Here is a 24,940-nt window from a genome sequence, read left to right on the forward strand (position 1 = left end):
GGATTTTTGTATTTTTAAACTTCGTATTAAATCATTATTAAATGAAATATCTAATCCTTTTAGCTTTTGCATCGATAAGTCTATATGCACAAGAAACGCAATTAACAGATGCGTTAGCAACTAAGTTATCCGAGATGCCTTTGAAATGCATTGAGCAAGAATATCCAAATAAGACTGCTCATATTATCAACTCTTTACAAGAAGTTAGCTTGTCACCAAAAGATCTGCATCCTTCTTTTTATGGTTGTTTTGACTGGCATAGCTCTGTTCATGGTCATTGGATGTTGTTGAAAATTTTAAAAGAAAAACCAAATCTTGCGCAATCTTGGCGTATTACAAAGATTTTAGACAAAAGTTTCAATGCCGAATCTCTTAAAAAGGAAGCACAATATTTTACTAAATATGATCTCGCAAAAAACTTTGAAAGAACCTATGGTTGGGCTTGGATCCTGAAGCTTGATGAAGAATTAGCCACTTGGGATACACCACAAGCTAAGACTTGGCATCAAAATATGAAACCTCTTACAGATGAGATTTTGCGAATGTGGAAAGATTATCTTCCTAAACAGACTTATCCTAACAGAACAGGCGTTCATCCCAATTCTGCTTTTGCAATAGGTTTTGCCATCGATTGGGCGAGAAAAATTGGCGATAAAGATTTTGAAAATCAATTGATACAAAAGGCTAAAAGTTTTTATTTAAAAGATGAAAAAACGCCTGCCTATCTAGAGCCAGATGGTTCGGACTTTTTCTCTCCAAGTTTGGAAATAGCCGATCTTATGCGTCGTGTGCTTTCTCAAAAAGATTTTGAAAATTGGTTGGATCAATTTTATGATAAGAGAAGTCTCGAAAATATTTCTCAAATACCAGTTGTAAGCGATTTGTCAGATTATCAAACGGTACATTTGGTGGGTTTATCTTTTAGTAAAGCTTGGTGTATGAAGGGGATTTCCAGAGCTTTATCTAATAGTCATCCACTTAAAAAACAATTTGAAGATACAGCGGAACATTTCTTAAAAAACGGAATGCCTTTAATGTTTAGTAGTAATTATGGCGGAGATCATTGGTTAGCTAGTTTTGCAGTTTTTGCTATTTCAAATGTAGATTAATTTTATTTTTTGCTATATTATTTCTATATTTACCGAAAAAGATGAAAATATTTACAACAATAGCAATTGGATTGTCTTTAATGTCATGTAATGGCACTTCTAGCATGCATGCGCAAAAAGGTAAAACAATGCAGAAAGTAGAATATACAGAAGAGCGTAGGTTGAACAAAGATTTTGATTCGAAAGAAATTTTTGCATTATCAACAATGGATGAAGTTACAAATCTCTATGGTAAACTGCAAGATCCACAATTCAAACGTTCTGCACCTATTCCTATTATAGAAGCTGGTGAAAGTCTATTAGTTGTAAAGCCAAAGGCAAGTTCTGCAACAGATTACTCAGATATTGAAATCGAAAGTATTCAAAAAGATGAAAAAAATATTATTGTAAAATATAAAAAAATTGAAAACTGGGAATATAAGGAAGCAAAACAAACGCATCCTGTTTTAATTTTAAAAATTGAAAGTAGTCCTAAAAATTTAATTTTAGAAAAAATAAAATAATATAATCGCAAAATAAATTTTAATGAAATCAAAATTATTATTGGGGTTAGGGGTAACTCTAATGTCTACTGGAGCTTTCTACGCTCAACAAAATTCTTGGATGAACATTGCTACAAAGAATGTGTCTAATGCAAGAGAAAGATCAATTACTGTAACAGACTACAAATTGTTAAGCCTTAACAATTCTCAGTTTGAAGCGCAGTTATCAGCTATCGGAAAAAACTCAGGGAAAACATTAATGAAGTTCCCTAATGAGCAAGGTACTACAGATACTTTTGAAGTGATAGAATCTTCTACAATGCACCCAGATCTACAAGCAAAATATGCTGATGTTAGATCTTTCACAGGGGTTAAAGTTGGAGATCCTTTAACGAGAATTACCTTTACTTATGATCCATATTTTGGACTTAATGCAAGTGTAAGAAGTGGAAAAGGTATCTATTATGTAGATTCTTACTCTAAGGATAACAAAATCTACATGATGTATAATCGTAAGAATGCATCTTCGGAACGTAATTTTAACTGTCTTTTTGATGAGCACGGCGAAAAAGAAATCCATCAAACAATGGAAAATGCTAGTCAAAGCAAAACAGTTAAAGACGGTCAAATGCGTAAGTATAGACTCGCTTTGGCTACTGCTGTAGAATACACATCATATACAGCAAATGCAGCTGGAGTTGGTAATGGAACTGACGCTGAGAAGAAAACAGCAGTTATGGCAGCTCTTAACTTAACAGTTAATAGACTTAACGAAGTATATGGTAACGATCTATCTGTTAAGCTAGAATTAGTGCCTAATAACGATTTGTTAATATTTATCGATTCGGATAATTATAATCCATTAAGTGCATCTTCTATGTTAGGGGCTAACCAAACGGCTGTTGATAACTTAATTGGAAAACCAAATTACGATATTGGTCACGTATATTTCCAAGCACAACAAGGAAATGACAATGGTGTAGCTTATCTTCGATCTGTTTGTAATAACAATTTGAAAGCAGGTGGGGTAACGGGTTCTGCAAATCCTGTGGGTGATCCTTTTGTTATTGACTATGTTGCACACGAAATGGGGCACCAGTTTGGAGCTAACCATACACAAAACAATAATTGTAACAGAAATGATGGTACTTCGATAGAGCCAGGTAGTGCTAGTACTATTATGGGCTATGCAGGTATTTGTTCGCCAAATGTACAAGGTAATAGTGATGCTTACTTCCACTCTGTGAGTATAAGAGAGATGTACGCTCATGTTACAGGTGCAGCTAGTTGTAGTGTTAACACGGCTACAGGTAATAATGCGCCAACTGCAGATGCAGGTCCAGATAGAACGATCCCTAAAGAAACACCTTTTGTACTTAAAGGGATTGGCTCTGACCAAGATGGTGATACCATTACTTATAACTGGGAACAAATCGACACTGGTGCTGCAACAATGCCTCCAAGACCTATTAATACTGTTGGTCCAATGTTTAGATCAATGACTGCGACAGTTTCTCCAGAACGTTACTTCCCAAGATTATCAACGATTATCGAAGGTTACAATCCTAATGTTAATGCACAAACTAACTATAGAGCATGGGAAAAACTTTCTAACGTAGCTAGACCTCTTAACTTCTCTCTTTTGGTTAGAGATAACAATCCAGTTGGTGGACAGTCTGGTAGAGATGACGTAAAGTTGACGGTATCTGTTGAAGCAGGACCTTTCCTTGTAACTTCTCAAAATGCTGCGGATATCGTTTGGGATTTAGGTTCGACACAAACAATTACTTGGGATGTTGCAAATACAAATGTTGCTCCAGTTAATACTGCCAATGTACAGATTTTATTATCGACAGATGGTGGTTTAACGTTCCCTCATGAGTTGGTAGCGAGTACACCAAATAATGGATCATATACATTTACAGTGCCTGGAGGATTAGGTGTTAGTGATGATGCAAGAATCATGATCAAGGCGATTGATAATGTATTCTTAAACGTTAACAAGGTTAAATTTAAAATTAACTCAGACTTAGCAACAAGTAATGTAGAGGCTGCTAAAGAGGTCGTTATCCATCCAAACCCTTCTAAAAATGGTATCTTTACTATCGAAGTAGATGCTAAAAATGTATCATACAGCGTCTTCTCAGCAGAAGGTCGTCTAGTAGCGATGAAAAAAGATCTAAAATCTTCTGGCAAGCACTTAGATAAAATTGATTTATCTCAATTAGGTTCAGGAGTTTACTTCTTAAAAGTTGATGCTGATGGCAAAGTTTCTTCTAAGAAATTAGTTATTGCTAAATAATCAGGCAAAAACACATAATAAGAAAGCTACTCAATTTTGAGTAGCTTTTTTTTGTTTCATTAATTTAATGAAAAGTTATTTTTTAATAATCTTTCTAGAGATTACATCTTTACCAGAGTAAATATTAACGATGTAGTTACCAGGAGTCAAGTTTTGTATATTAGCTTCAGAAGCTTTTGTTTCCAAAACGATATTTCCTGACATATCAAAAACACGGATTTTTTCGATATTACTAATTCCTTCAATTTTTATTAAATCAGAAGTTGGATTTGGGTAAATTTTTACTGCCGTTTTGTTAGCTTCAGAAGTAGCAAGTCCAGGAACGCCTTTTATTTTAATATCATCTATTCCGATAAAGGCAATATCTGTACAATTGTAATGTCTAAACACTAATTTAATATCTTGTCCTTGATATTCTGTAATCATAAGACTTATATTTTTTGCCGTTTGCGTATATCCTGCATCAAGCGTTTCTTCGAAAACTGGAGTTTCTGTTCCTGTAAAGCTTGCATCTGCAGGAATGATATAGACTGCATAATGTTCTTGAAAAAGTTCGTCATCAAAAGCACCAACCTTAAAAGTTAAGTTGTAAGCATCTAATGTAGGAGGTAATGTAATTTTAGGACTTACCAAAATGTTATCCGGCGTAAAGGCTTCTAAAAACCAAGACCACGAGGTTGCAAAATTCCCACTAAATGCTGGCATATCTTCTTCCTCCGCATTATAAAATTCCCACTTTTCGCCATCACCATCCCGGTCGATATTAGTCCATTTGTCGATGTCGGCTTGAGTATCAAATCCTTCTTGAAAAACTGTAGCATATTGTCCATACGCGCATGCCGCAATAGAAAATGTTGCAGTAAAAAATAGTTTTTTAATCATAAATAATATTTTAAGTTGACCAAATGTACTAAAAAACAAAACACTCGCCCAAGAGCAAGTGTTTCGACAATTTATTTTAAACTAAAAATTTAATTAAACATTAAATCTAAAGTGCATAATATCACCATCTTGTACGATGTATTCTTTACCTTCTACAGAAAGCTTTCCAGCCTCTTTTACTTTAGCTTCAGAACCGTAAGTCATGTAGTCGTCGTACTTAATAACTTCGGCACGGATAAAGCCTTTCTCAAAATCTGTGTGGATAACACCAGCCGCTTGCGGCGCCGTCCAACCTTTCCCGATTGTCCAAGCTCTAACTTCTTTAACACCTGCCGTAAAGTACGTTTGAAGTTTCAATAATGCATAGGCTTGACGAATCAATCTATTAACGCCTGGTTCTTCTAGACCTAGCTCTTCTAGGAACATTTGACGCTCTTCATAAGACTCTAGCTCGTTGATGTCAGCTTCGATTTGTGCGGCAAGAACAACAACTTCTGCGCCTTCATTTTTCGCCATTTCTTCGATTTTAGCAATCCAGTCGTTACCGTTTTTAATTGAGTTTTCGTCAACATTACAAACATAAAGAACAGGCTTGTTAGTCAACAATTGTACTTCGTCGATAATCGATTTTGTTAAATCATCAACTGGGAATTCTCTTGCGTTTTTTCCGTCCTCTACAAATTGTTGAAGCTTTTGTAAAGTTTCGTAAGTCAAGATATCTTCCTTCTTACCAGATTTGATGAATTTTTTTGCTTTGTCAACTGCTTTTCCGATTGTTTCAAGATCTTTAAGCTGAAGCTCGATATCGATAATCTCTTTGTCACGAAGTGGATCTACAGAACCTTCTACGTGGATAATATTACCATTATCAAAACATCTCAAAACATGGATAATAGCTTCACATTCGCGGATGTTAGCAAGAAATTGATTACCAAGACCTTCACCTTTGCTAGCACCTTTTACAAGTCCTGCGATGTCAACAATCTCAACAACTGCTGGCAAAACACGCTCAGGATTTACGATTTTTTCAAGTTCGAAAAGTCGTGGATCTGGTACCGAAACCGTTCCTAAGTTAGGTTCGATAGTACAGAAAGGGTAGTTCGCAGATTGCGCTTTGGCATTACTAAGACAGTTAAAAAGTGTTGATTTTCCAACGTTAGGAAGTCCTACAATTCCACATTTCATTATATGTCGATGTTTATTTAGTTAATATTTAATAATTTGAATATTGAATTTGCTTCAAATAATCGCGTGCAAAGATAGTGATTTTGTTTTTTAAATTTTAATTTTACATCGTCGCAGAAAAGCGATTAATATTGTTGAAAAGCTTTAATAATGGGAAAGAAAAAGAAGAGAGAGTTTTTGTCTTCGGAGTTGGTGAAAAGTTTTGCAAGAATCCATGGATTTGAGTCAAAACTTCGGGCTTTTGAAGTTAAAGATTTCTTGCAGGATTATCTTTCTACTGATCTTTTTAATGAAATAGAGTCGGTTAATATTGATGCAGATCAACTTTTAATAAAGATAAAATCACCTTTGTTAAAAAATGATTTTAGACTTCGAAAAAGTTTTTATTTAAATAAAATTAAAACCAATCTTGGCGACGATTTCGATTTTAAAGATCTTTTGGTTTTGTAGAAGATTTCGATTTTTCCATTAATTCTTGCGCTTTTCCGTCTAGTCTTGAACGTATCGGAATAAAGAATCTCAAAGGATTTTTGATAAAGTAATTAAAGATTTCTTTAAAGATGGCACCAACTTCGGCAGTATTCATTTTTCTTGAACGAAACGCCAAAATCATCGAAAGTCCAAAACTCACAATAAAGTTGAAGAATCCAATTAAAAATACAGTGATAAAGCTTATCCAAAACGTGTAAGAATCTACAGAAAAGTCTTTGCCATAAAGTCCTAGCGCAAAGTTACCAGCTGCAAAGGTAATGTGTCGAATATCGAGGTCTAATCCGAAAAATAAACCAATCGGCGCCGTCGCACCTAAGAAAACCCCGAACCAAAAGTTAGAGACAATCCCAGCCCAGTTTTTAGAATAATACTTAGAAAGGCTTTCTGCAAACTTGTTTCCGAAGAAATAATTGATAAATGGATTCTTCGCAATACGTTCTGGTATTTTATAAAATATAGAGTTGTTACCAATATTACCAGAAATAATCCCAGAAATAAATAAGAAAAAACCAGCAATACAAGCATGGAAAATAGCTTTTGACTCAAAAGGGTTGAGGTCGGTCAGCAACTTGGTCGATTTGTCGATTGCAAAATTTTGTTTAAATAAAACTTCGAGTCCATATACAATCGCCAACGCAATCGGGAATGCCAACAAGACGTTTCCAACAAAAGCAATAAACTGAGTTCTAAATAATTTTGAAACCAAATGCGCAAAATCTGTAAAGTTTGATTTTCTACTTTCTCCGTCTGCTAGCACTTTTGCCATAGTCGCCGCTGTCATTGCAGGCTGCTTGGTCGCAAGTGTAAAATGCATGAGGTAGATCATCACAAATCCCATCGCATAGTTAAGCGAGTACAAAAATGCGTGACTAAAATCGCTACCTTCGAGACTACCGTACAACATTTTGAGAACACAAAGTGCCCCAACGATAACACCGCCACCACTAGCTTTCCAAAACATTTTCATGTAATCTTTAGCGTTAGATGTGATGTAATGCGTTCCTGTTTCTGCCGTGTGGTTGGTAATCAGGTGTGACATCAATCGCGTACTGTCAGAGATCAAATCCTGTACATTATTCTTATGAGATTTGTAGCGAAGAATATTGAGAAACAACTGTTTTGATCGTACGACGTAATCTTCAGGCGTATCGATAACAAAGATTTGCAGAATATCGGACATTCTCGTCAACTGCTGACGAATCTTTAAAAGATAAAGATTAATCTTACTAGAAATCCCATATTTGCCGCTGTTCTTAAAAGCGATATTTACGAAATCTTGACATTGTTGTAGATAGACTTTTATCTGCTTGTAAACTTCATCCTTTGAGTTGAGCTGGAAGTTAGGATCTTCTTTGAATTGTGTTATTAAAATATCCAATTCGTTTTGTAAAGCCAAAAATGGATTATCGAGATTACGATACTTGGGTACCATCTTCATAACTTCCACATCCATCGCATTCCCGATAACGCGCCATGCTAAAACATTGAACGCAAAAAGCAATTCTCGTTTCACATGAGCATTAGCAACAAATCGGTCAACCTTCAAAAGTCTAAAAAGCTCACTCAGCTTATCTTCTTGCGAATTAATAAAAAAATCTAAATCTTTTTTTGGTGTAACCGAAACAAAATCCACGAGATACCAAATAGTATCTTCGTTTTCGATGCTTGGCAGAACTTTATTTAGAAGTCGTTTTTTCAGTTCAGGGAAGAAAGCGTTTTCGGATAAAATATCCGCTTCTGTTAAAGATAGATTGAATGGTTTATCTTTAAAAACGTTATGTATGTAATAACTAAGATTTTCTGTAATATCTTGGTTATCTTTAAGATAAGCTACAAAAACGCCGATGTCTTCTTTCTTTACCGCAGCTATTAATTCAGCAAGCGGATCTAGAGAAAAAGTTTCGTTTTTGGCACTAAAATATTTTTTTAGAACCGTACTAAAATTGTCTTTGTTTTTTAATCTTAAAGCCATAAGTCTTGCAAAGATAATTATTTCAGAACAATGTTATTCATTTGGCGCATTACCCAATTGTGCTTTTTGCGCAAATAAGGTGTCGGATTTTTTGGATCGTATTTTTTAGGATTAGGCAGTACAACAGCAATCCAAGCGGCTTCGCTTTTTGTTAAATCTTTAGCGCTTTTACCAAAGTAATAATTAGATGCTGCTTCTACACCAAAAACGCCTTGTCCCATTTCGATGGAGTTAAGATAACGCGCAAGGATAACGTCTTTGCCCCAAACTTTTTCGATAATAAATGTATAAACAACTTCCAATCCTTTTCGGAACCAACTTCTACCTTGCCACAAAAAAACATTTTTTGCAGTCTGTTGAGAAATCGTACTTCCGCCACGACGGATTTCGCCTTTCTTCTCGTTGTGTTTTAATGCCTTTTCTATGGCTTTTGTATCGAAACCATTATGCGTAAAAAATAATTGATCTTCGGACGCTATCACCGCTTTTTTTACATTATTTCCCATATCATCATAAGAAATATAGTCGCGCTCTAGCTTTCCGTATTTAATAATACCACCCAATTGCGTCCACGTTATTGGCGGATTAAAAAATATGCCAAGTGCTATGAATAGGATATTAGCAATGATTATTACTAAAATTAATTTCTTTAAAAATTTAAACATTTGATACTGTTTTCATGGGCAAAAATACTTAGATTTTAATAATTTTCAAATGATAAAGTATCAAGAAAAATTCATATCAATTCTAATTTTAGTTTTTGAATAAAAATCACGATTTTTGCAATCTGAAATTTTATTATGTCTTTAGAAAAAGAAATTAGCAAAAGAAAAACATTTGGTATTATCGCGCACCCCGATGCTGGTAAAACGACTTTGACGGAGAAGTTACTACTTTTCGGTGGAGCGATCCAAGAAGCTGGTGCGGTTAAGTCCAACAAGATAAAAAAAGGTGCAACGTCTGACTTTATGGAAATCGAACGTCAAAGAGGGATTTCTGTAGCGACGTCGGTGTTGGCTTTCGAATATAAAAATCATAAAATCAACATTCTCGATACGCCTGGTCACAAGGACTTTGCAGAAGATACCTACAGAACTTTAACTGCGGTTGACTCGGTGATTGTGGTTGTTGACGTTGCAAAAGGTGTTGAGGAACAAACTGAAAAATTGGTTCAGGTTTGTCAAATGAGAAATATTCCGATGTTGGTTTTCATCAACAAATTGGATAGAGAAGGGAAGGATGCCTTCGATCTTTTGGATGAAGTTGAACAAAAATTAGGTCTTAGCGTTGTACCACTTTCTTTGCCAATCGGTATGGGAAGCGACTTCCAAGGGATTTATAATATTTGGGAAAAGAACATTCAATTATTTTTAGAAGAGAAAAAACAAAAAGTTGGAGATTCGGTGAAGTTTGATGATATCAACGATCCAAAAATCGACGAAATGATTGGGGAAAAAGCTGCTGCCCAACTTCGTGAAGAATTGGAATTGATCGAATCTGTCTATCCAGAATTTGATAGAGAAGCTTATGTTAATGGTAATCAACAACCTGTTTTCTTTGGTTCGGCTTTAAATAATTTTGGTGTTCGCGAGCTTTTGGATGCATTTATTGAAATCGCGCCGATGCCACAACCAAAAGAGTCAGACCTTAGAATCGTAAAACCTGAGGAGAAAAACTTTACTGGTTTTGTGTTCAAAATCCACGCGAATATGGATCCAAAACACCGTGACCGTTTGGCTTTCGTGAAAATTGTGTCAGGAACTTTCAAAAGAAATGAAAATTATCTTTTGGTGAGAGATGGCAAAAAAATGAAATTTTCGTCACCTAATGCATTCTTCGCTGATAAAAAGGAAATTGTTGAAGAGAGTTTCCCAGGTGATATTGTTGGTCTTCACGATACAGGGAATTTTAGAATTGGTGATACTTTGACAGCTGGTGAAAAGCTAAACTTCAAAGGTATTCCGAGTTTCTCACCAGAACATTTCCGTTTCATTAATAACGATGATCCTCTTAAGGCTAAACAGTTGTCAAAAGGTGTTGATCAATTAATGGATGAAGGTGTTGCGCAGTTATTCATCATGGAAATGAATGGTCGTAAGATTATTGGGACAGTTGGGGCGCTTCAGTTTGAAGTTATCCAGTATCGTCTAGAACACGAATACGGTGCAAAATGTTCTTATGAGCCATTGTCGATCCACAAAGCTTGTTGGGTTGAGGCGGATGAAAAGTCTGAGGAATTCCGTGAGTTTGCAAGACTTAAACAACGTTTTTTAGCGAGAGATAAATACGATCAATTGGTGTTCTTGGCAGATTCTTCATTCACCATTCACATGACGCAGGAGAAATTCCCGAACATTAAATTACACTTCATAAGTGAATTTAGAAATCAAGATTAAATTTTATTTCAGATAAATTATAAAAAGCCAATTTGGAAACAAGTTGGCTTTTTTTGTTTTATTTATTTTGAATTTTAGGCTAAAAAAGATAGAAATAAAGCTTTGTTAAAATATTATAAAAGCTTTTAAAATATTATAAATTGTAAATAACTAAATAATAATTAACTATTAATATTGTTTTAATACAAGCTAAAAAAAAATTAAGTAATGAAAAAAAGTAGTAAAATTATTTACCTATTGTTGTTTGTATTAGGATTTACGATCTTGTCATGTCGAGATGACGATGATGATAATCCCTATAACCCAAATGACGCAGGGATACCAAAAATTAGTTTTGTAACTAATCTTGCCGATGACGCTAATGTTAAATTCTACATTACAACAAAAGATGATATCGAAGTAGATTTTGGCGATGGAAAGAAGATTAAACAAACTAAAAGTACAACGACTGACGAAATTATTGTAAATTCTAAATTACTAGGTAAAGAGGTAAAAATCTATGCGCCTAATGCTAATAGTATTTCAGAATTTTCGATTTACAACCAGAAGCTTGCAAGCGTAGATGTTAGAAACGCTGTAGAGTTAGAAGAATTGGATCTTGCAGGTAATGAGCTAACAAGTCTTGATGTATCAAAAAATACTAAACTAGATTATCTTGACTTTAGTGAAAATAAGATTAAACAAAGTGCTTCCAATGCAATTCTTAACGCTTTACCTAAAAGAACAACTGATGATAAGGGAGATGTTTGGGTATTTTATAACAAAGATGGAAGAGAACAAAACGAAATGCCTAGTCAACAAGCCATTGATGCGGCTATGGCAAAATTTTGGTCAGTTAATCATCAAGGTGGCGATGAAAAATCAACATCAACCAGTCCTAAAAAATCTCTAGGAAGAAACTAGAAGAGTTTGTGTTTTTTTAATAAAGAAGAAAGCCAGTCTAATTGCGGACTGGCTTTCTTTGTTTTGTGATTAAATAGGATTAACCTAAATAAGGATATTTATAATCTTTTGGAGATACAAAGGTCTCTTTAATAGATCGTACAGATACCCAACGTAGAAGATTCATTTTAGAACCTGCTTTGTCGTTAGTTCCTGATGCTCTACCACCACCGAAAGGTTGTTGACCAACAACAGCGCCAGTTGGCTTGTCGTTGATGTAGAAGTTACCAGATGCATTTTCTAAAGCTTTGTAAGCTTCGTCAATGGCATAACGACATTGTGAAAATACAGATCCAGTTAAAGAATATGGAGACGAAGAATCTACCAACTTCAATGTCTCTGCCCAATCTGCATCTTGGTAAACATAAACAGATAGGATAGGACCGAAGATTTCTTCAACCATACTTTCGTATTGAGGATTGGTTGTTTCGATAACTGTAGGATGTACAAACCAACCTTTAGCATCGTCATATTTACCACCAATTGCAACAGTTGCTTCAGAAGACGCATTTGCTCTATCGATGTAACCTTTACATTTTTCGAAAGAGTTTTTGTCAATAACAGCATTAACAAAATTAGAAGGATCTTCTGGAGAACCAACTTTAATAGTTGACATTTGGTTTTCCATTACTTTTTTAACATCGTTCCAAAGCGATTGAGGAATATAAGCTCTAGATGCCGCAGAACATTTTTGACCTTGGTATTCGAAAGCACCTCTTACCAAAGCAGTTGCAACAGCTTCTACATTAGCCGATGGATGTGCGATTACAAAATCTTTACCACCTGTCTCACCAACGATTCTTGGATAAGTTCTGTAGTTGTGGATATTATCACCAATCATTTTCCACATTCCTTGGAAAACTCTAGTAGAACCTGTAAAGTGTAGACCAGCAAAATCTCTGTGAGCCATTACTTTCTCAGCAGTTTCTTTACCGTCAGTGAAGATCATATTGATAACTCCGTCAGGAAGACCAGCTTCTTTTAGGACGTCCATAATAACTTTAGCAGAGTATATTTGTTTGTCAGATGGTTTCCAAACTACAACGTTACCCATCATCGCCATACAAGCTGGTAGGTTACCAGAGATTGCAGTAAAATTAAAAGGCGTCACCGCAAAACAGAATCCTTCTAATGGTCTGTATTCAACTCTGTTCCAAATGCCGTTATCAGAAATTGGTTGCTCAGCATACATTTCTGTCATAAACTCCGCATTGAATCTTAAAAAGTCAATAAACTCACAAGCAGCATCAATTTCAGCTTGGTGAACGTTTTTAGATTGACCAATCATCGTTGCTGCGTTGATGATATCTCTATAAGGACCTGCAATAAGGTCCGCCGCTTTTAAGAAGATAGAAACACGTTGTTCCCAACCTAGTGCATTCCATTTTGCTTTCGCTGCTAGTGCTGTATCAATTGCTTGGTCAACGTGCGACATATCACCTTGGTGATAGAATCCAAAATCATGTTGGTGATCTTGTGGCGATTGTAATCTAACGTGGTTGTTGGTTTTAACATCTTTACCATTGATAACCATTGGAATTTCGATCTTTTCTGCCCACATTTTTTTGTAAGTGGCGATTAAGCTTTTTACTTCTGAAGATCCTGGTTCGTAAGAATTTACAGGTTCGTTAATCGCAATAGGAACTTGCGAAATTGCTTTTGACATATTGTAGTATTTTTATTTTTGAATTTAAGTCTTACAAATTTACCCAATATTTAATGAAAGAAAAAATTAAAATACCTAATGTTTGGTACAGTTATCTTAAAGCGATGTTTTTTGTTAAATTTTTAAAATTTGATTAATACTGTTTTAAAATCCTATATAAATTATTTATTTTCGCACCGAATTAATTAGCTAAATATAAAAATTATGATTAAAAAATTACTTTTTGCTGGTGCTTTAGCATTAGCTTTTAACACAATGACCGCTCAAGTTCAAGTATGGAAAGATGATTTCGAAGACAAAGATATTTCTAACTGGACTTTATTAGATGAGGATGGAGATGGACATAATTTTATTCCTTATGATCCTTCAATTGCTCAAAACGGACAACGTAATTATATGTCATCAGTATCTTACGACAATGATACTCAATCTCCACTTACTCCAGATAACTGGGCTATTTCTCCAGCTATCAATGTAACAGGAGCGACAGGTCTTTCTTTATCTTATTTAGTTGGACCACAGGATCCAGATTGGGCTGATGAGACTTATACAGTTTATGTTTCAACAGGAAATACAAAAGCAGATTTTTTAGCTTCTGCAGTTAAATTTTCGGAAAATATAGGTGACGATCCAGATGCATTGTTTGGTGAATTGGTTGAGCGTACAATAAATTTATCATCATTTGAGAATAAAGAAAAAATTTATGTTGCTATAAGACATCATAATTCTAGTGACATGTTTTTGATTAACTTTGATGACGTTACAGTAAAGGCAACAACGCTTGCAGTTAGCGATGTTTCTAAAACAAAAGTTAGCATCTATCCTAACCCAACAACTGAAGTACTTAATGTTTCTGCTGGGTCAAAAGTATCAGCTGTTGAGGTATTCGACATGATGGGAAGAAAAGTATCTGACGCTACATTGGTTGATGGTAAAGTAGATGTTAAGAATCTTACAAAAGGTGCTTACGTTCTTAAAGTTACTGCTGAAGCAGGATCAACTTCTCACAAGTTTATTAAAAACTAATTTAGTTTTAAAATATTTCTTAAACGCTCCAATTATTTGGGGCGTTTTTTTTATTATTAAATTTAATCTAAAACTAAAACTAAAACTAAAACTCTGTTGGGAAGCTTTACTTTATCTCGCATTTCTTATATTTGAAATGCATAAAGTTTTTATTAAATGAAAAGGATATTCTTGAGTTTGGTCTTGGTGACGCAAGTTGCTATGGCACAAAATGTTGCAGATCAATTGGATAAATCGACGCAGAAACTTCTTAATTCTTCAGGAGCATATTCTGCAAATTTATCTTTCTATGTTGCTGATGATAGTGGGAATTTGGTGTACGAATATCAGCCAAATAAAGGTCTTTCTACGGCAAGTACGCAAAAGATTTTTACGGCAGCAGCAGCTTTAGAAACTTTAGGAAAAGATTATCGGTACACGACGATGGCAAGTTACTCTGGACAGATCAAGAATGGTAATTTGGAAGGCGATCTTTGGGTGAGTTCTAACGGTGATCCAACTTTGGGAAGTTGGCGCTATGATGATTACAAACCCGATAAATTTAAAGAAAAACTTTATCAAGCTTTACAACAAAAAGGTATAAAATCTATTGCAGGGAATATCATAATCGATGATTCTTATTTCGATTTTCAGTCGGTGCCAGGGGGTTGGCCTTGGGACGATATCGGGAATTATTACGGTGCCGGAACTTGGGGAATCAATTGGCGCGAAAATCAGTTTGACATCAATACCAACGGAACGCAGTTTAAGAATTTTTCTTATGATTTAGAAAATGTAAAATGGATTAATGAGTTAAAAGCTGCGGGTTCTTCAGATCAAAGTTTGATTTTTACAGCGCCACATTCGGATGTTGCTTTAATTAATGGAAGTTTGCCAGCAGGGAAGGCGATGACGGTTTCTGGTTCTGTTCCCAATCCGCCTTTGCAATTAGGAGTAGAATTAAAATCTTTTTTAAATTCTAAAAACATTAGTGTTTCTGGAAATGTGGAAACCTATTACGGCAACCAACTTTCTGGTAAAAAAATGGACGCTTATCCTGTTAAAAATAATTTTTTCGAATACCAGTCGCCGACTTTGGACAAAATGGTATTTTGGTTTTTAAGAAAGAGTATCAACTTCTATGGCGAAACTTTCTTGAAAACGATGGCAAAAGAGAAGAAAGGAAATTCGTCTTACAAAGTTGGCGTTCAGTTTTTAAGAGATTTTTGGAAGTCAAAAGGTATTAACGCATCCATGATAAATTTTGCGGATGGAAGCGGCTTATCACCACAAAATTATGTGTCAGCAAAAGCGGAAGTTCAAGCTTTGTTATACGCGCAAAAGCAGCCGTGGTTTTCGGCTTATTTTGAAGGATTTCCAACACAGAACGCCATGAAAATGAAAAGTGGAACCATCCGCGATACCAAATCTTTTGCGGGTTATCACACTTCGAAGGCGGGCAAAAAATATGTCTACGCGATTATTCTCAACAACTATCAATCGGGCGATATCAGCCAAGCTTTGTTCAATGTTTTGGATAATTTGAAGTAAATGTCAAATCGTATTTCTTCATTTCCGCCAGTTATTAATAAGGATTCCGAAATTTTGATTTTAGGATCAATTCCAGGTGTTAAATCTTTGGAAATGCAAGAATATTACGCGCATCCTCAGAATAAGTTTTGGACGATTATTTTTGAATTATTTAATGAAGATTTTACCAAAGATTATCAGCAAAAACTTCAAATTTTAAAAAAGAATAAAATTGCGCTTTGGGATGTTATCGACTCTTGTGAGCGCAAAGGAAGTCTCGATTCCGAAATTAAAAACGAAACGGGAAATGATATTTTAAAACTTTTAAAAGATTATCCTAATCTCAAAATTATCTTTTGTAATGGCCAGAAATCTTACAAAAATTTAATAAAAACTTTCGGAAAAAATATTGAAATACCAATTGTTGCTTTGCCTTCTACAAGTCCGTTACATACGATTTCGTTTGATAAAAAGTTGAAAGTTTGGCAGCAGATTAAAGATCGTACTTCATCATGCCTTTCAGAAGATTAATTTGATTTTTTGCACGGACAAGATTTTGACCTTCGTAACTCGAACCGTAATAGATATCGCCTCTTAGATAATCAACCAAAAATCGCATGGCTTGGATGTGGACAATAATTTTCGCTGCAAAATTGAAGTGCTCAATTTCTAGTGGCGATAACAAACTTGCGGAATGATGCAAAAAACCTTCTTTGATGGCTTTATAAATTTCAAAATCGAAATTGTCAGTTGTGCTAATATCGTCTTCTTCTAGTCGATTGGTAAAAGAGCGCGCCATATCGCCAAAGTCATACAAAATTGGTCCCGAAAGTACCGTATCTAGGTCGATGATCGCAATTGGTTTTTGTTCAGAATTAAACAAAATATTACTGATTTTTGGATCAGCATGTATAATTCGATTTGGCATATTTTTACTTCTCAACTCTATCCAAAGATTACAAAGATGCTTGTATTTTGATATGAAAAGTAGCTCGTTAACGCAGTTTTCAGCACGTTTATCGATTAGATGTTGATTAGCTTTTTCGAAATCGCCATATCTTTTTTCAAAATTTGTAAACTCTGGGATACTTTCTTCTAAACTGATATTTTGGTCAGAATTGATACAATAATGAAAATAACTTAAGGCTTTGGATGCCTCAAAAGCCATTTCTGGAGAAGCTACTTTTTGATAGGTTACACTGTTGTCAATGTATTCTGTAAGGCGCCAATGTTGGTTGTCTGTAACAAAAATAAGTTGATTATCACGGGTTTTTATCGGATTAGAAAGTTCAAATTTATAATTGACTTTGCTTAATCCTTCATTAATTTTTAAATGATTGCGGACAAGGATTTCTGGATTTTGAAAAACCAAATCGTTAATATGTTGAAGAACATAAGATTTTTGACTAGTCTCAACAAGAAAAGTCTGATGGATAAGGCCATTGCCGATTGGACTAACTTTATTAATTTTAGTTTCGGGTAAAAAATTATTTATGATTAAATTTAGTTCCATAAATCTTTTGGATAATCGCCAGCTTTAATTTTTTCTTCAATAAAAGTTTTCAAAAGCGCTTTGTCTTCGGCATAAGTAACGCCCATCCATTCGGACGGAGATTCTTTGATCAATACTTTCGCTTTTTGTCCTTCTATTAATTTCTGAATAACATTTGGTATTAAATATTCAGCTTTTTCGTGTGGATTTTCATTTAAAAATTGCTCAAAATAAAATTGTAAATGTTCAAAAATACTTGGATGAAAAATGGAGTAATTCATCGATACTAAAGTGTCCAACGCAACTTCTTCAATTTCATCCTCTTCTTTAAAATAAGCTTTTCCGTTTTCTTTAAAAATTTGCGTTCGCTCGGTTACTTTTTCTAAATAATCATTGTCATTGTACTTGCAAATACCACGTGAGACAGAACCGTTATCACTCAACGTCGCATGGAGAGGATAGGCTATAATGCCATATTGATCGGTGTTTATCTGTCCATTGTTGATGATTTTTGCCGCGTTTTTATAAATTTCTTTTCCATAGAAATCATCGGCGTTAATCACAACAAAAGCGTTGTTGACTAAATCTTTTACACATAATAATGCATGTCCAGTTCCCCAAGGTTTTTCGCGGTTTCCACGATTATAATTTTCTGGAAGGTGATCATCTATATCTTGAAAAATCCAATGGAAATCTATGTTTTTATCTTTTGAAATCTTTTCTAAACGGTCAATAAAGCTGGTAGGGATTTTTTTATTTAAAATCACAACAACTTTATCAAAACCAGCTTCCAAAGCATCATACATCGAATATTCCAAAATTGGAGAATTGTTGTCCGTAATGCCATCAATCTGTTTCAGACCTTTGTAGCGGCTGCCAAGTCCACCCGCCATGATGACTAATGTTTTATTATAACTCATCACTTAATCCAAATACAGGTTTTCTATTCTTCCAAGCACCATTTGTAAAATCAGGAATTTCCATAACTTTCCCTTGATGTTTAATAGATTTTTCACTTAAAGGCGTTATCGAATACCAAGTTGCAAGATCATAAACATCTAGCGGGAATTCAATATTACGTTTGATACATTCAATAAAAGTATTCATCACGAAGAAGTCCATTCCGCCATGTCCAGCACCTTTGGTGTCGTTTTCATATTTTTTCCAAAGTGGATGATCGTTTTCTTTTAACCATTTTTCAGAATTGTCCCATTTGTGCGTATGGTTCATCATTTTTTCGAAATAAATGTGACCTTGGTCAAGGCCTCCAGATCCGAAATCTTGCCAAAGACCTTCGGTACCTTGCACACGGAATCCCAAATCATAAGGACGTTGTAAACTTGTGTCGTGTGTTAACAAAATTGTTTCGCCATTAGCGCAGGCAATTTGAGTCGTTACAACATCACCTTGATTGAATTTTACTTTCGCATTTGGGTGATTTTCGCCACCTTTTGGATGATCAACAATATATTTATGTAAGCCTAAAGCTTTGCTAGAAAATGACGAAAGATGTGTCAAACTATTTCCTCTGTTAATGTCCATCATAGCGGCAATTGGCCCCAGACCATGCGTTGGATAAAGCTCTCCATTACGATCTACATAATGTTGCGTGCGCCATTTGGCTTCACTAAAACCTTTTGCGCCAAACTCAACACCAGAGTTGTAAGGTGTAACACCATCATTAAATAATACACCTCTCAAATCATGTTGATAACCACCACGACCATGCACCAATTCTCCAAACATGCCTTTTCTTACCATGTTAAGAACAGCCATTACATCACGACGATAATTCACATTCTCCATTGCAAATAAAGGAACTTTGGTACGTTCGTAGGTTTTGATGTAATCCCAGCATTCGCCCAGAGTTATAGCGCCGCCAACTTCCATACCGACGATTTTCTTCGATTGCATGGCTTCGATTCCTTGTTTGTGATGCCACTCCCAAGGCGAAGCGATAACAACCGCATCAATATTATTTAACTGAAGAAGATTTCTGTAATCATAGTCGCCATTTGAAAATTCTTTAGCAGCAGGTCGATTGTATTTTTTAAGAATATCCTGAGCGCTTTTTAGCATAATTGTGCTAGGATCAGCAAAAGCAACAACTTCCACGTCATCTCTTTTTGCAAGAAGTTCTAAGTGATTTTGGCCACGTAGACCAACGCCGATAAGACCAACTCTTACTTTTTGAAGTTTAGAATCTTTGGGATAAATAATATTCCCGAACATTGTATTTGGTAAGACTAGAGCGCCAAAGCCTGCAAGACTGGCTGTTTTTATGAAATCTCTTCTGTTAGTTGCCATATTGATTTTTGTAAAAGTGGATTAAATTTAGAAATATTATTCTTAAAAAAGATGTTTTTCAGAAAAAATATTTTGAATGTTTTTAATAATTAGATCCGGTATAAGTTTGTCATTTGTATGCCAGTGTATTACGAAATTCTTAATAACACTTATCCGTTTACAAACGACTACAAACGATTTTAAATACTTTATAACCGACTAATGTTTTCTTATTCTCGCAACTTTGTCACAGAGATTCAGGAAAAGAAATGACGACCAGAATCTAGTTGTTTAATTAAAATTTTAAAATCATGTCTTTAAGAAATCGCGTGACACTTATCGGTCGCACAGGAAAAGAAGTAGAAATCCACACTTTCGAAAGTGGTACAAAAAGAGCAAATGTTAGCCTTGCAACATCTGATTTTTATATTAACCAAAATGGAGAAAAAGTGGAAGAAACTCAATGGCATAACTTGGTCGGTTATGGGAAAATAATCGACATTTTAGAAAAATATGTACCTAAAGGAAAAGAAATTGCCATCGAAGGCAAAATTATGTATCGTAATTACGAAGATAAAGATGGGGTAAAACGACAAATAACCGAAATCCGAATTGAAGAGATTTTATTATTAAGTAATTGATCTTAAAAAAATAACACAGAACTAATCTTCTGTGTTATTTTGATTTTTTAATCGATCATCAACATATTCGATTTGTGTTTTGCCGTGTGCGACTGGTTTTCCGTTTTCGCCTAAAGCAACCATCACAATTTTATCAATGGTGATAATGGTTTGATGAGTCATTTTGTTTCTAACCTCACACTTTAGAGTGAGAGAGGTGTGTCCAAATCCGATTGGCATAAGTCCGATTTCGATAATGTCGCCTTGTTTTGCAGAGTTTACAAAATTAATTTCAGACATATATTTGGTTACAGTTTTTTGATTTTCTAGCTGGATAATAGCATAAAGAGCAGCTTCTTCATCAATCCATTCCAAAAGTCTTCCTCCAAAAAGTGTATGATTTGGGTTGAGGTCTTCAGGTTTTACCCATTTTCTAGTGTGGTATTTCATAGCAAGATTATTTTGATGACAAAGCTAAGTATTTAGGCTGGTTTTATCGACGATTCTTGATGAAGTTAATCTATTCTAACAAGTTTTAAAACTGATAATACCTACAACAAAAATCAAAATCGAAAATTCTTAGAATATTAGTAACTTTGCTTTTATCAAAAAGAAGAATTTTTCAAAGCATGAAACCGAGTTTAGCAAAAGGAACAAGAGATTTTACATCGCAAGAGGTATTTCGTAGAAAATATATCATTAATAAACTTCAAAAGAATTTTGAACTATTTGGTTTTCAACCTTTAGAAACACCAAGTTTTGAAAATCTTGCCACTTTAACAGGAAAATATGGTGAAGAGGGCGACCGTTTAATTTTTAAAATCCTGAATTCTGGAGATTATGCTTCCAAAACTAAAGAGGAAGATTGGTCAGCGAAAAATTCTCAAAAATTGATTTCTCAAATTTCCGAAAAAGCGCTTCGTTATGATTTGACAGTGCCTTTTGCAAGGTTTGTAGCAATGAATAATGGACAGTTGACTTTCCCGTTCAAGCGTTATCAAATTCAACCCGTTTGGCGTGCTGATCGTCCACAGAAAGGTCGTTACAGAGAATTTTATCAATGTGATGCAGACGTTGTTGGGAGCACAAGTCTTTGGCAAGAAGTGGAATTGTTGAAGTTGTATTTTAAATCATTTTCGGATCTTAATTTGCCAGTTTCAATCCACATGAATAACCGCAAAATTCTTTCAGGTTTGGCGGAATATGCGGGAATTTCGGATCAATTGATTGACTTTACGGTGGCTTTGGACAAGTTGGACAAAATCGGTAAAGATGGCGTGGTTAAAGAAATGTTGGAGAAGAATATTTCTCAAGAAGCCATCGCAAAACTGGATTTCCTTTTTGAACAAGGAAGCGATGCTTTAGAAAATTTGCTTCAATTAAAAGAACGTTTTGCCAATATCGAAATCGGACTTCAAGGTGTTGACGAGTTAGAATTTGTCATTTTAAAAGCCAGAGATTTAGGAATTGATGCGGAAAATTTGGTATTTAACATCACTTTGGCTCGTGGTTTAGATTATTATACAGGCGCAATTTTCGAGGTTAAAGCGGATGGCGTCGAGATGGGATCTATTGGCGGTGGCGGTCGTTACGATAATTTGACAGAAGTTTTTGGCGTTAAAGATATGCCCGGAATAGGGATTTCTTTTGGTTTGGACAGAATCTATTTGGTTTTAGAAGAGTTAGATTTATTCCCAAGTTTTAATGACAATCAAGTTCAGTATTTGTTTGCAAATTACGGCGATGCAGAAGCGATTGAAGCTTATAAAATTATTTCTAAACTTAGAGATAAAAACATCGCAGCAGAGCTTTATCCAGACGCTGCGAAACTAAAAAAACAATTTACTTATGCTGAGAAAAAAGGAATTTCAAGTCTTGTTTTTCTAGGTCAAGAAGAAATTGAAAACGAAACCTTGACAATTAAAAATCTTACAACTGGCGAGCAAAGAACTATTCGCCAAGAGGATTTTTTGAATATTGAATTATAAAATAAATGACAAATTCAAAGGTTTTTCATGTTCTTAACGGTGATTGTCTTGCTGAGACGCTTGAGAATGTTGTCGATAAATCTCAGTTAATAATTTGGCGAGAATGTCTTATCGAAGGACCTGTTAAAGAAGAAAATTTTTGGATAAACCGTCAAAATTTTATTGCTCAAACTTATGCTGAATCTGAGTTAGATTATCAGCAAAAAGTGTTTTCAGAATTTCAAAAGTTTGAAAATATAGAAGATGCTTCTGTAATTTATTTTTGGTTTGAAGACGATGTATTTTGTCAACTCAATTTTTGGTTTTTACTAAGTGAAGTCAAAAAAGATTTAAAGCTTTTCCGTGTTTTTCCAAAAGAAGAATCTTGGGACGGTTTTGCAAATCTTGAAGCAACAGATTTTGAAAATCAAATTAAAACTGCGATCGAAATTTCAGAGCGAGATATTGCATTGGCGAAAAAACTTTGGAAAGCATTTTCAGAAAACGATTTAGAAGAATTAAAAAGACTTTCTTACGAAAACTCAAAAGTCTTTCGAAAGCTAGATTTAATAATAAATTCAATTATTGATCTAAAATCCGGCAAAACAAAATCTGAATTAAAACAACTTTCAGAAAATTATAAAAACTTTGAAGATCTTTTCAAAGAAGTAAAACTAAAATACGGCGTTTTTGGATTTGGAGATTTACAAGTTCAAAACCTTATTAAATAACAAAAAAAGACGGCAAAAGCCGTCTTTTTTACTTCTCGAAAGAAAAATTATTGAGCCGCGTTTTCAACATCTTGCTTCAATTCTCCCGCTTTATTTTTTGCTTGGTCAACTACATCGTTCGCTTTCGACTTCAAATCGTTGCCGAATTTCGTCATTTATTAATCATCAATAGAATTTAAAATTAAATTCTAAAAACATTAGAGTTAAAGCCTTTTGTATCTAGTTTTTAATGAATTTTTCTATCTTTTGGCCATTGTTTATTTTTAAATAATAAACGCCTTTTTCAAGATTCGAAATATCTATTTTCGCTGAGTTTTCAGTTTTAAGAAGTCTTCCTAGATTATCAAAAATTTGCGCAGTTTCGATTTTAGAATTGGTTTTAATTTCGATAAAATCTTTAGCAGGATTTGGATAGATGCTAAAGTTGCTTTGCTTCACATTATCCACCATTAAATATTGATTATAGGCTTTTTCAAAATTAACAATACCATAACCTTGTTGGTCTGTTGGTGCAGTTGCGAGAGAAGCAGTCGAACGAAGTTTATTTTTAACATCATCAAGATTGACACTTTTTGGTAGCGCTTGTAGCAATGAAGTAACACCTCCCGCTGACAAAGGATTTGCCAACGAAGTTCCACTTGCTTGGGTCACATTATTATTGAAAACAGTTGCTGTCGCCACACCTCGAGCACAAACATCCGGCTTAATAACGCCGACAGAATTGGGGCCGTAGGATGAAAAGCTTGCGCTATCACCATTATAATCGACAGCACCAATAGAAAATACTTTTGCATTGTCGGCTGGCGTTATGATGTAAAACCAAGAATTATCGGCTTCGTTACCAGCCGCAAAATTAATGAAAATTCCTTTTTCGTAAGCGATTTGCGCACCACGAGTAATAAAACTAGTTGTGCCATTCATATCTGCGTAGGTGTAATCGTAGCGACTATCATCAAACTCATAATAGCCCAACGAAGTCGAAATAAGATCAACGCCTTTTCTGTCAGCTTCTTCGGCGGCTTCGATCCAATAGAGTTGCTCTTCTGGGATTTCGATGTCTGCATCTTCAGAAACATATAAATAAAAATTAGCATCTGGCGCAGAACCGACAAATTGATTTTGGATAAAACCGCCCATTGTTCCTAAACAAACCGCACCATGCGAGTTGAGATTTTGATTATAAATATCGTTGTTTTTTGAAACGAAATTATAACCACCTTTTATTTGTCCATTATCTCTCAACCTTTTGAAAGCACTTCCTGTATTTACACTAGGAAAGCCAGTGTCGATAACCGCAACCGTCATCCCAGTACCAGTGTAACCAGCAACATGTAAAGGTCTTAGGTTCATTTGGTCAATTTGTGAAGCAGCTTCACCATAATTAAAGTTGGCTTTATTTGCTTCTAAATTTTGCCATTTGTTAGGACGTTCGGCTTCCGATTTTTTTCCGCCGTTGGGGTTTCTCACAAAAGATTCCACATGCGAGACGTACGACTGAGATTTTAAAGTTTGGATTTGTGCTGTGGTTGCATTAACCGCGACACCATTTAACCATTTGGAATAGTCTTTAACAATGAATCCTAAATTTTTTACATTTTGAATGTAAGAGGCTTCGATTGGCGCATCTTGATCGTTGAGAGCAATCGATTTTTGAGTTCTTCTATCCAAAGATTTTTGAGTCAATTCGGATAAAGGATTCGCGTAAAATGTTGCTTTGTTAGGTTTATCTTTAAAAAAGACAAAAACCAATTCCGTTTGTTGGGCTTGGGCGAAAAAGAGTCCGCCGAGCATCAAGCTGGTAAAGATTTTTTTCATAGATTTATGACAGGTTATTTTTTGTAAGAACTAAATTAAGCTTAAATTTACAAAATCAAAGTTTCG

General features: G+C 34.9%; 22 protein-coding genes. 12 read left to right on the top strand and 10 right to left on the bottom strand.

Features of this window, described 5'->3' with window-relative positions:
* The first annotated feature begins 41 nt into the window (after positions 1-41).
* The 3 genes from B5X62_RS08960 to B5X62_RS08970 are packed head-to-tail and all read left to right on the top strand — an operon-like array spanning position 42 to position 3,893.
* Entirely contained in the window at positions 42-1,109 is a 1,068-nt protein-coding gene (locus B5X62_RS08960) for a DUF2891 domain-containing protein (protein ID WP_079667092.1), read from the top strand.
* Between the two features lie 41 nt (positions 1,110-1,150).
* Positions 1,151-1,612 (top strand): hypothetical protein, encoded by a 462-nt coding sequence (locus B5X62_RS08965; protein WP_144038344.1) that lies wholly within the window; start codon positions 1,151-1,153, stop codon positions 1,610-1,612.
* A 22-nt stretch (positions 1,613-1,634) separates the two neighbouring features.
* A complete protein-coding gene (locus tag B5X62_RS08970) occupies positions 1,635-3,893 on the top strand; it encodes a zinc-dependent metalloprotease (protein ID WP_079667094.1) in 2,259 nt (752 codons plus the stop codon).
* A gap of 75 nt (positions 3,894-3,968) precedes the next feature.
* Here B5X62_RS08970 and B5X62_RS08975 read toward each other — a convergent pair whose 3' ends face one another.
* Positions 3,969-4,775 (bottom strand): T9SS-dependent choice-of-anchor J family protein, encoded by an 807-nt coding sequence (locus B5X62_RS08975; protein WP_079667095.1) that lies wholly within the window; start codon positions 4,773-4,775, stop codon positions 3,969-3,971.
* A gap of 93 nt (positions 4,776-4,868) precedes the next feature.
* On the bottom strand, positions 4,869-5,960 hold the full coding sequence (ychF, locus tag B5X62_RS08980; RefSeq protein WP_079667096.1) for a redox-regulated ATPase YchF: 1,092 nt from the start codon (positions 5,958-5,960) through the stop codon (positions 4,869-4,871).
* Between the two features lie 150 nt (positions 5,961-6,110).
* Here ychF and B5X62_RS08985 point away from each other — a divergent pair, with 150 nt between their 5' ends.
* A complete protein-coding gene (locus B5X62_RS08985) occupies positions 6,111-6,410 on the top strand; it encodes a hypothetical protein (RefSeq protein ID WP_079667097.1) in 300 nt (99 codons plus the stop codon).
* Here the strand turns inward: B5X62_RS08985 and B5X62_RS08990 are convergent.
* Together B5X62_RS08990 and mtgA are read right to left on the bottom strand one after the other, a co-directional pair.
* Positions 6,388-8,424 carry a recombinase gene (locus B5X62_RS08990; protein WP_079667098.1) on the bottom strand — a complete coding sequence of 679 codons (2,037 nt, stop codon included), beginning with the start codon at positions 8,422-8,424 and terminating at the stop codon, positions 6,388-6,390. The two genes, B5X62_RS08985 and B5X62_RS08990, sit on opposite strands and share 23 nt — an antisense overlap.
* Positions 8,425-8,441: 17 nt before the next feature.
* A complete protein-coding gene (gene mtgA, locus B5X62_RS08995; protein WP_079667099.1) occupies positions 8,442-9,089 on the bottom strand; it encodes a monofunctional biosynthetic peptidoglycan transglycosylase in 648 nt (215 codons plus the stop codon).
* 135 nt (positions 9,090-9,224) lie between these two features.
* Here mtgA and B5X62_RS09000 point away from each other — a divergent pair, with 135 nt between their 5' ends.
* Positions 9,225-10,820 (top strand): peptide chain release factor 3, encoded by a 1,596-nt coding sequence (locus B5X62_RS09000; RefSeq protein WP_079667100.1) that lies wholly within the window; start codon positions 9,225-9,227, stop codon positions 10,818-10,820.
* Between the two features lie 207 nt (positions 10,821-11,027).
* On the top strand, positions 11,028-11,723 hold the full coding sequence (locus B5X62_RS09005) for a hypothetical protein (RefSeq protein ID WP_079667101.1): 696 nt from the start codon (positions 11,028-11,030) through the stop codon (positions 11,721-11,723).
* Between the two features lie 79 nt (positions 11,724-11,802).
* Here B5X62_RS09005 and pruA read toward each other — a convergent pair whose 3' ends face one another.
* Positions 11,803-13,428: an L-glutamate gamma-semialdehyde dehydrogenase gene (gene pruA, locus B5X62_RS09010; protein WP_079667102.1), complete on the bottom strand. Its 1,626-nt coding sequence runs from the start codon at positions 13,426-13,428 to the stop codon at positions 11,803-11,805.
* A gap of 204 nt (positions 13,429-13,632) precedes the next feature.
* On the opposite strand from pruA, the gene B5X62_RS09015 reads away from it, so the two are divergent.
* The 3 genes from B5X62_RS09015 (at position 13,633) to B5X62_RS09025 (ending at position 16,494) form a co-directional block, all read left to right on the top strand.
* The gene (locus B5X62_RS09015) at positions 13,633-14,454 is read left to right on the top strand and encodes a T9SS-dependent choice-of-anchor J family protein (protein WP_079667103.1); all 822 of its coding nucleotides are present in this window, start codon (positions 13,633-13,635) and stop codon (positions 14,452-14,454) included.
* A gap of 156 nt (positions 14,455-14,610) precedes the next feature.
* Positions 14,611-15,984, top strand: coding sequence for a D-alanyl-D-alanine carboxypeptidase/D-alanyl-D-alanine endopeptidase (dacB, locus tag B5X62_RS09020; protein ID WP_079667104.1), 1,374 nt, complete (start codon positions 14,611-14,613; stop codon positions 15,982-15,984).
* Positions 15,985-16,494, top strand: a complete 510-nt coding sequence (locus tag B5X62_RS09025; protein ID WP_079667105.1) for a DNA-deoxyinosine glycosylase — start codon at positions 15,985-15,987, stop codon at positions 16,492-16,494. It abuts the gene before it with no gap.
* Here the strand turns inward: B5X62_RS09025 and B5X62_RS09030 are convergent.
* From B5X62_RS09030 to B5X62_RS09040, 3 genes are read right to left on the bottom strand one after another with little or no spacing between them, the layout of a single operon-like run.
* Entirely contained in the window at positions 16,457-17,476 is a 1,020-nt protein-coding gene (locus tag B5X62_RS09030) for a phosphotransferase enzyme family protein (RefSeq protein ID WP_079667106.1), read from the bottom strand. The two genes, B5X62_RS09025 and B5X62_RS09030, sit on opposite strands and share 38 nt — an antisense overlap.
* Positions 17,467-18,375: a nucleotidyltransferase family protein gene (locus tag B5X62_RS09035; RefSeq protein ID WP_079667107.1), complete on the bottom strand. Its 909-nt coding sequence runs from the start codon at positions 18,373-18,375 to the stop codon at positions 17,467-17,469. Before B5X62_RS09035 ends, B5X62_RS09030 begins: the two co-directional genes overlap by 10 nt.
* A complete protein-coding gene (locus tag B5X62_RS09040; RefSeq protein ID WP_079667108.1) occupies positions 18,365-19,762 on the bottom strand; it encodes a Gfo/Idh/MocA family protein in 1,398 nt (465 codons plus the stop codon). The genes B5X62_RS09035 and B5X62_RS09040 overlap by 11 nt, the downstream gene beginning before the upstream one ends.
* Before the next feature lie 290 nt (positions 19,763-20,052).
* Between B5X62_RS09040 and B5X62_RS09045 the strand changes: the two genes are divergently transcribed.
* Positions 20,053-20,382, top strand: coding sequence for a single-stranded DNA-binding protein (locus tag B5X62_RS09045; protein WP_079667109.1), 330 nt, complete (start codon positions 20,053-20,055; stop codon positions 20,380-20,382).
* A 21-nt stretch (positions 20,383-20,403) separates the two neighbouring features.
* On the opposite strand, the gene B5X62_RS09050 is transcribed toward B5X62_RS09045, so the two are convergent.
* On the bottom strand, positions 20,404-20,811 hold the full coding sequence (locus B5X62_RS09050) for an acyl-CoA thioesterase (RefSeq protein WP_079667110.1): 408 nt from the start codon (positions 20,809-20,811) through the stop codon (positions 20,404-20,406).
* Positions 20,812-20,990: 179 nt separating this feature from the next.
* On the opposite strand from B5X62_RS09050, the gene hisS reads away from it, so the two are divergent.
* The gene (gene hisS, locus B5X62_RS09055; RefSeq protein WP_079667111.1) at positions 20,991-22,349 is read left to right on the top strand and encodes a histidine--tRNA ligase; all 1,359 of its coding nucleotides are present in this window, start codon (positions 20,991-20,993) and stop codon (positions 22,347-22,349) included.
* A 5-nt stretch (positions 22,350-22,354) separates the two neighbouring features.
* Positions 22,355-23,059: a DUF1835 domain-containing protein gene (locus B5X62_RS09060; protein ID WP_079667113.1), complete on the top strand. Its 705-nt coding sequence runs from the start codon at positions 22,355-22,357 to the stop codon at positions 23,057-23,059.
* 219 nt (positions 23,060-23,278) lie between these two features.
* On the opposite strand, the gene B5X62_RS09065 is transcribed toward B5X62_RS09060, so the two are convergent.
* The gene (locus tag B5X62_RS09065) at positions 23,279-24,874 is read right to left on the bottom strand and encodes a S8/S53 family peptidase (RefSeq protein WP_079667114.1); all 1,596 of its coding nucleotides are present in this window, start codon (positions 24,872-24,874) and stop codon (positions 23,279-23,281) included.
* Positions 24,875-24,940: the final 66 nt, after the last annotated feature.

Source organism: Soonwooa buanensis (assembly GCF_900167905.1).
GTDB lineage: Bacteria > Bacteroidota > Bacteroidia > Flavobacteriales > Weeksellaceae > Soonwooa > Soonwooa buanensis.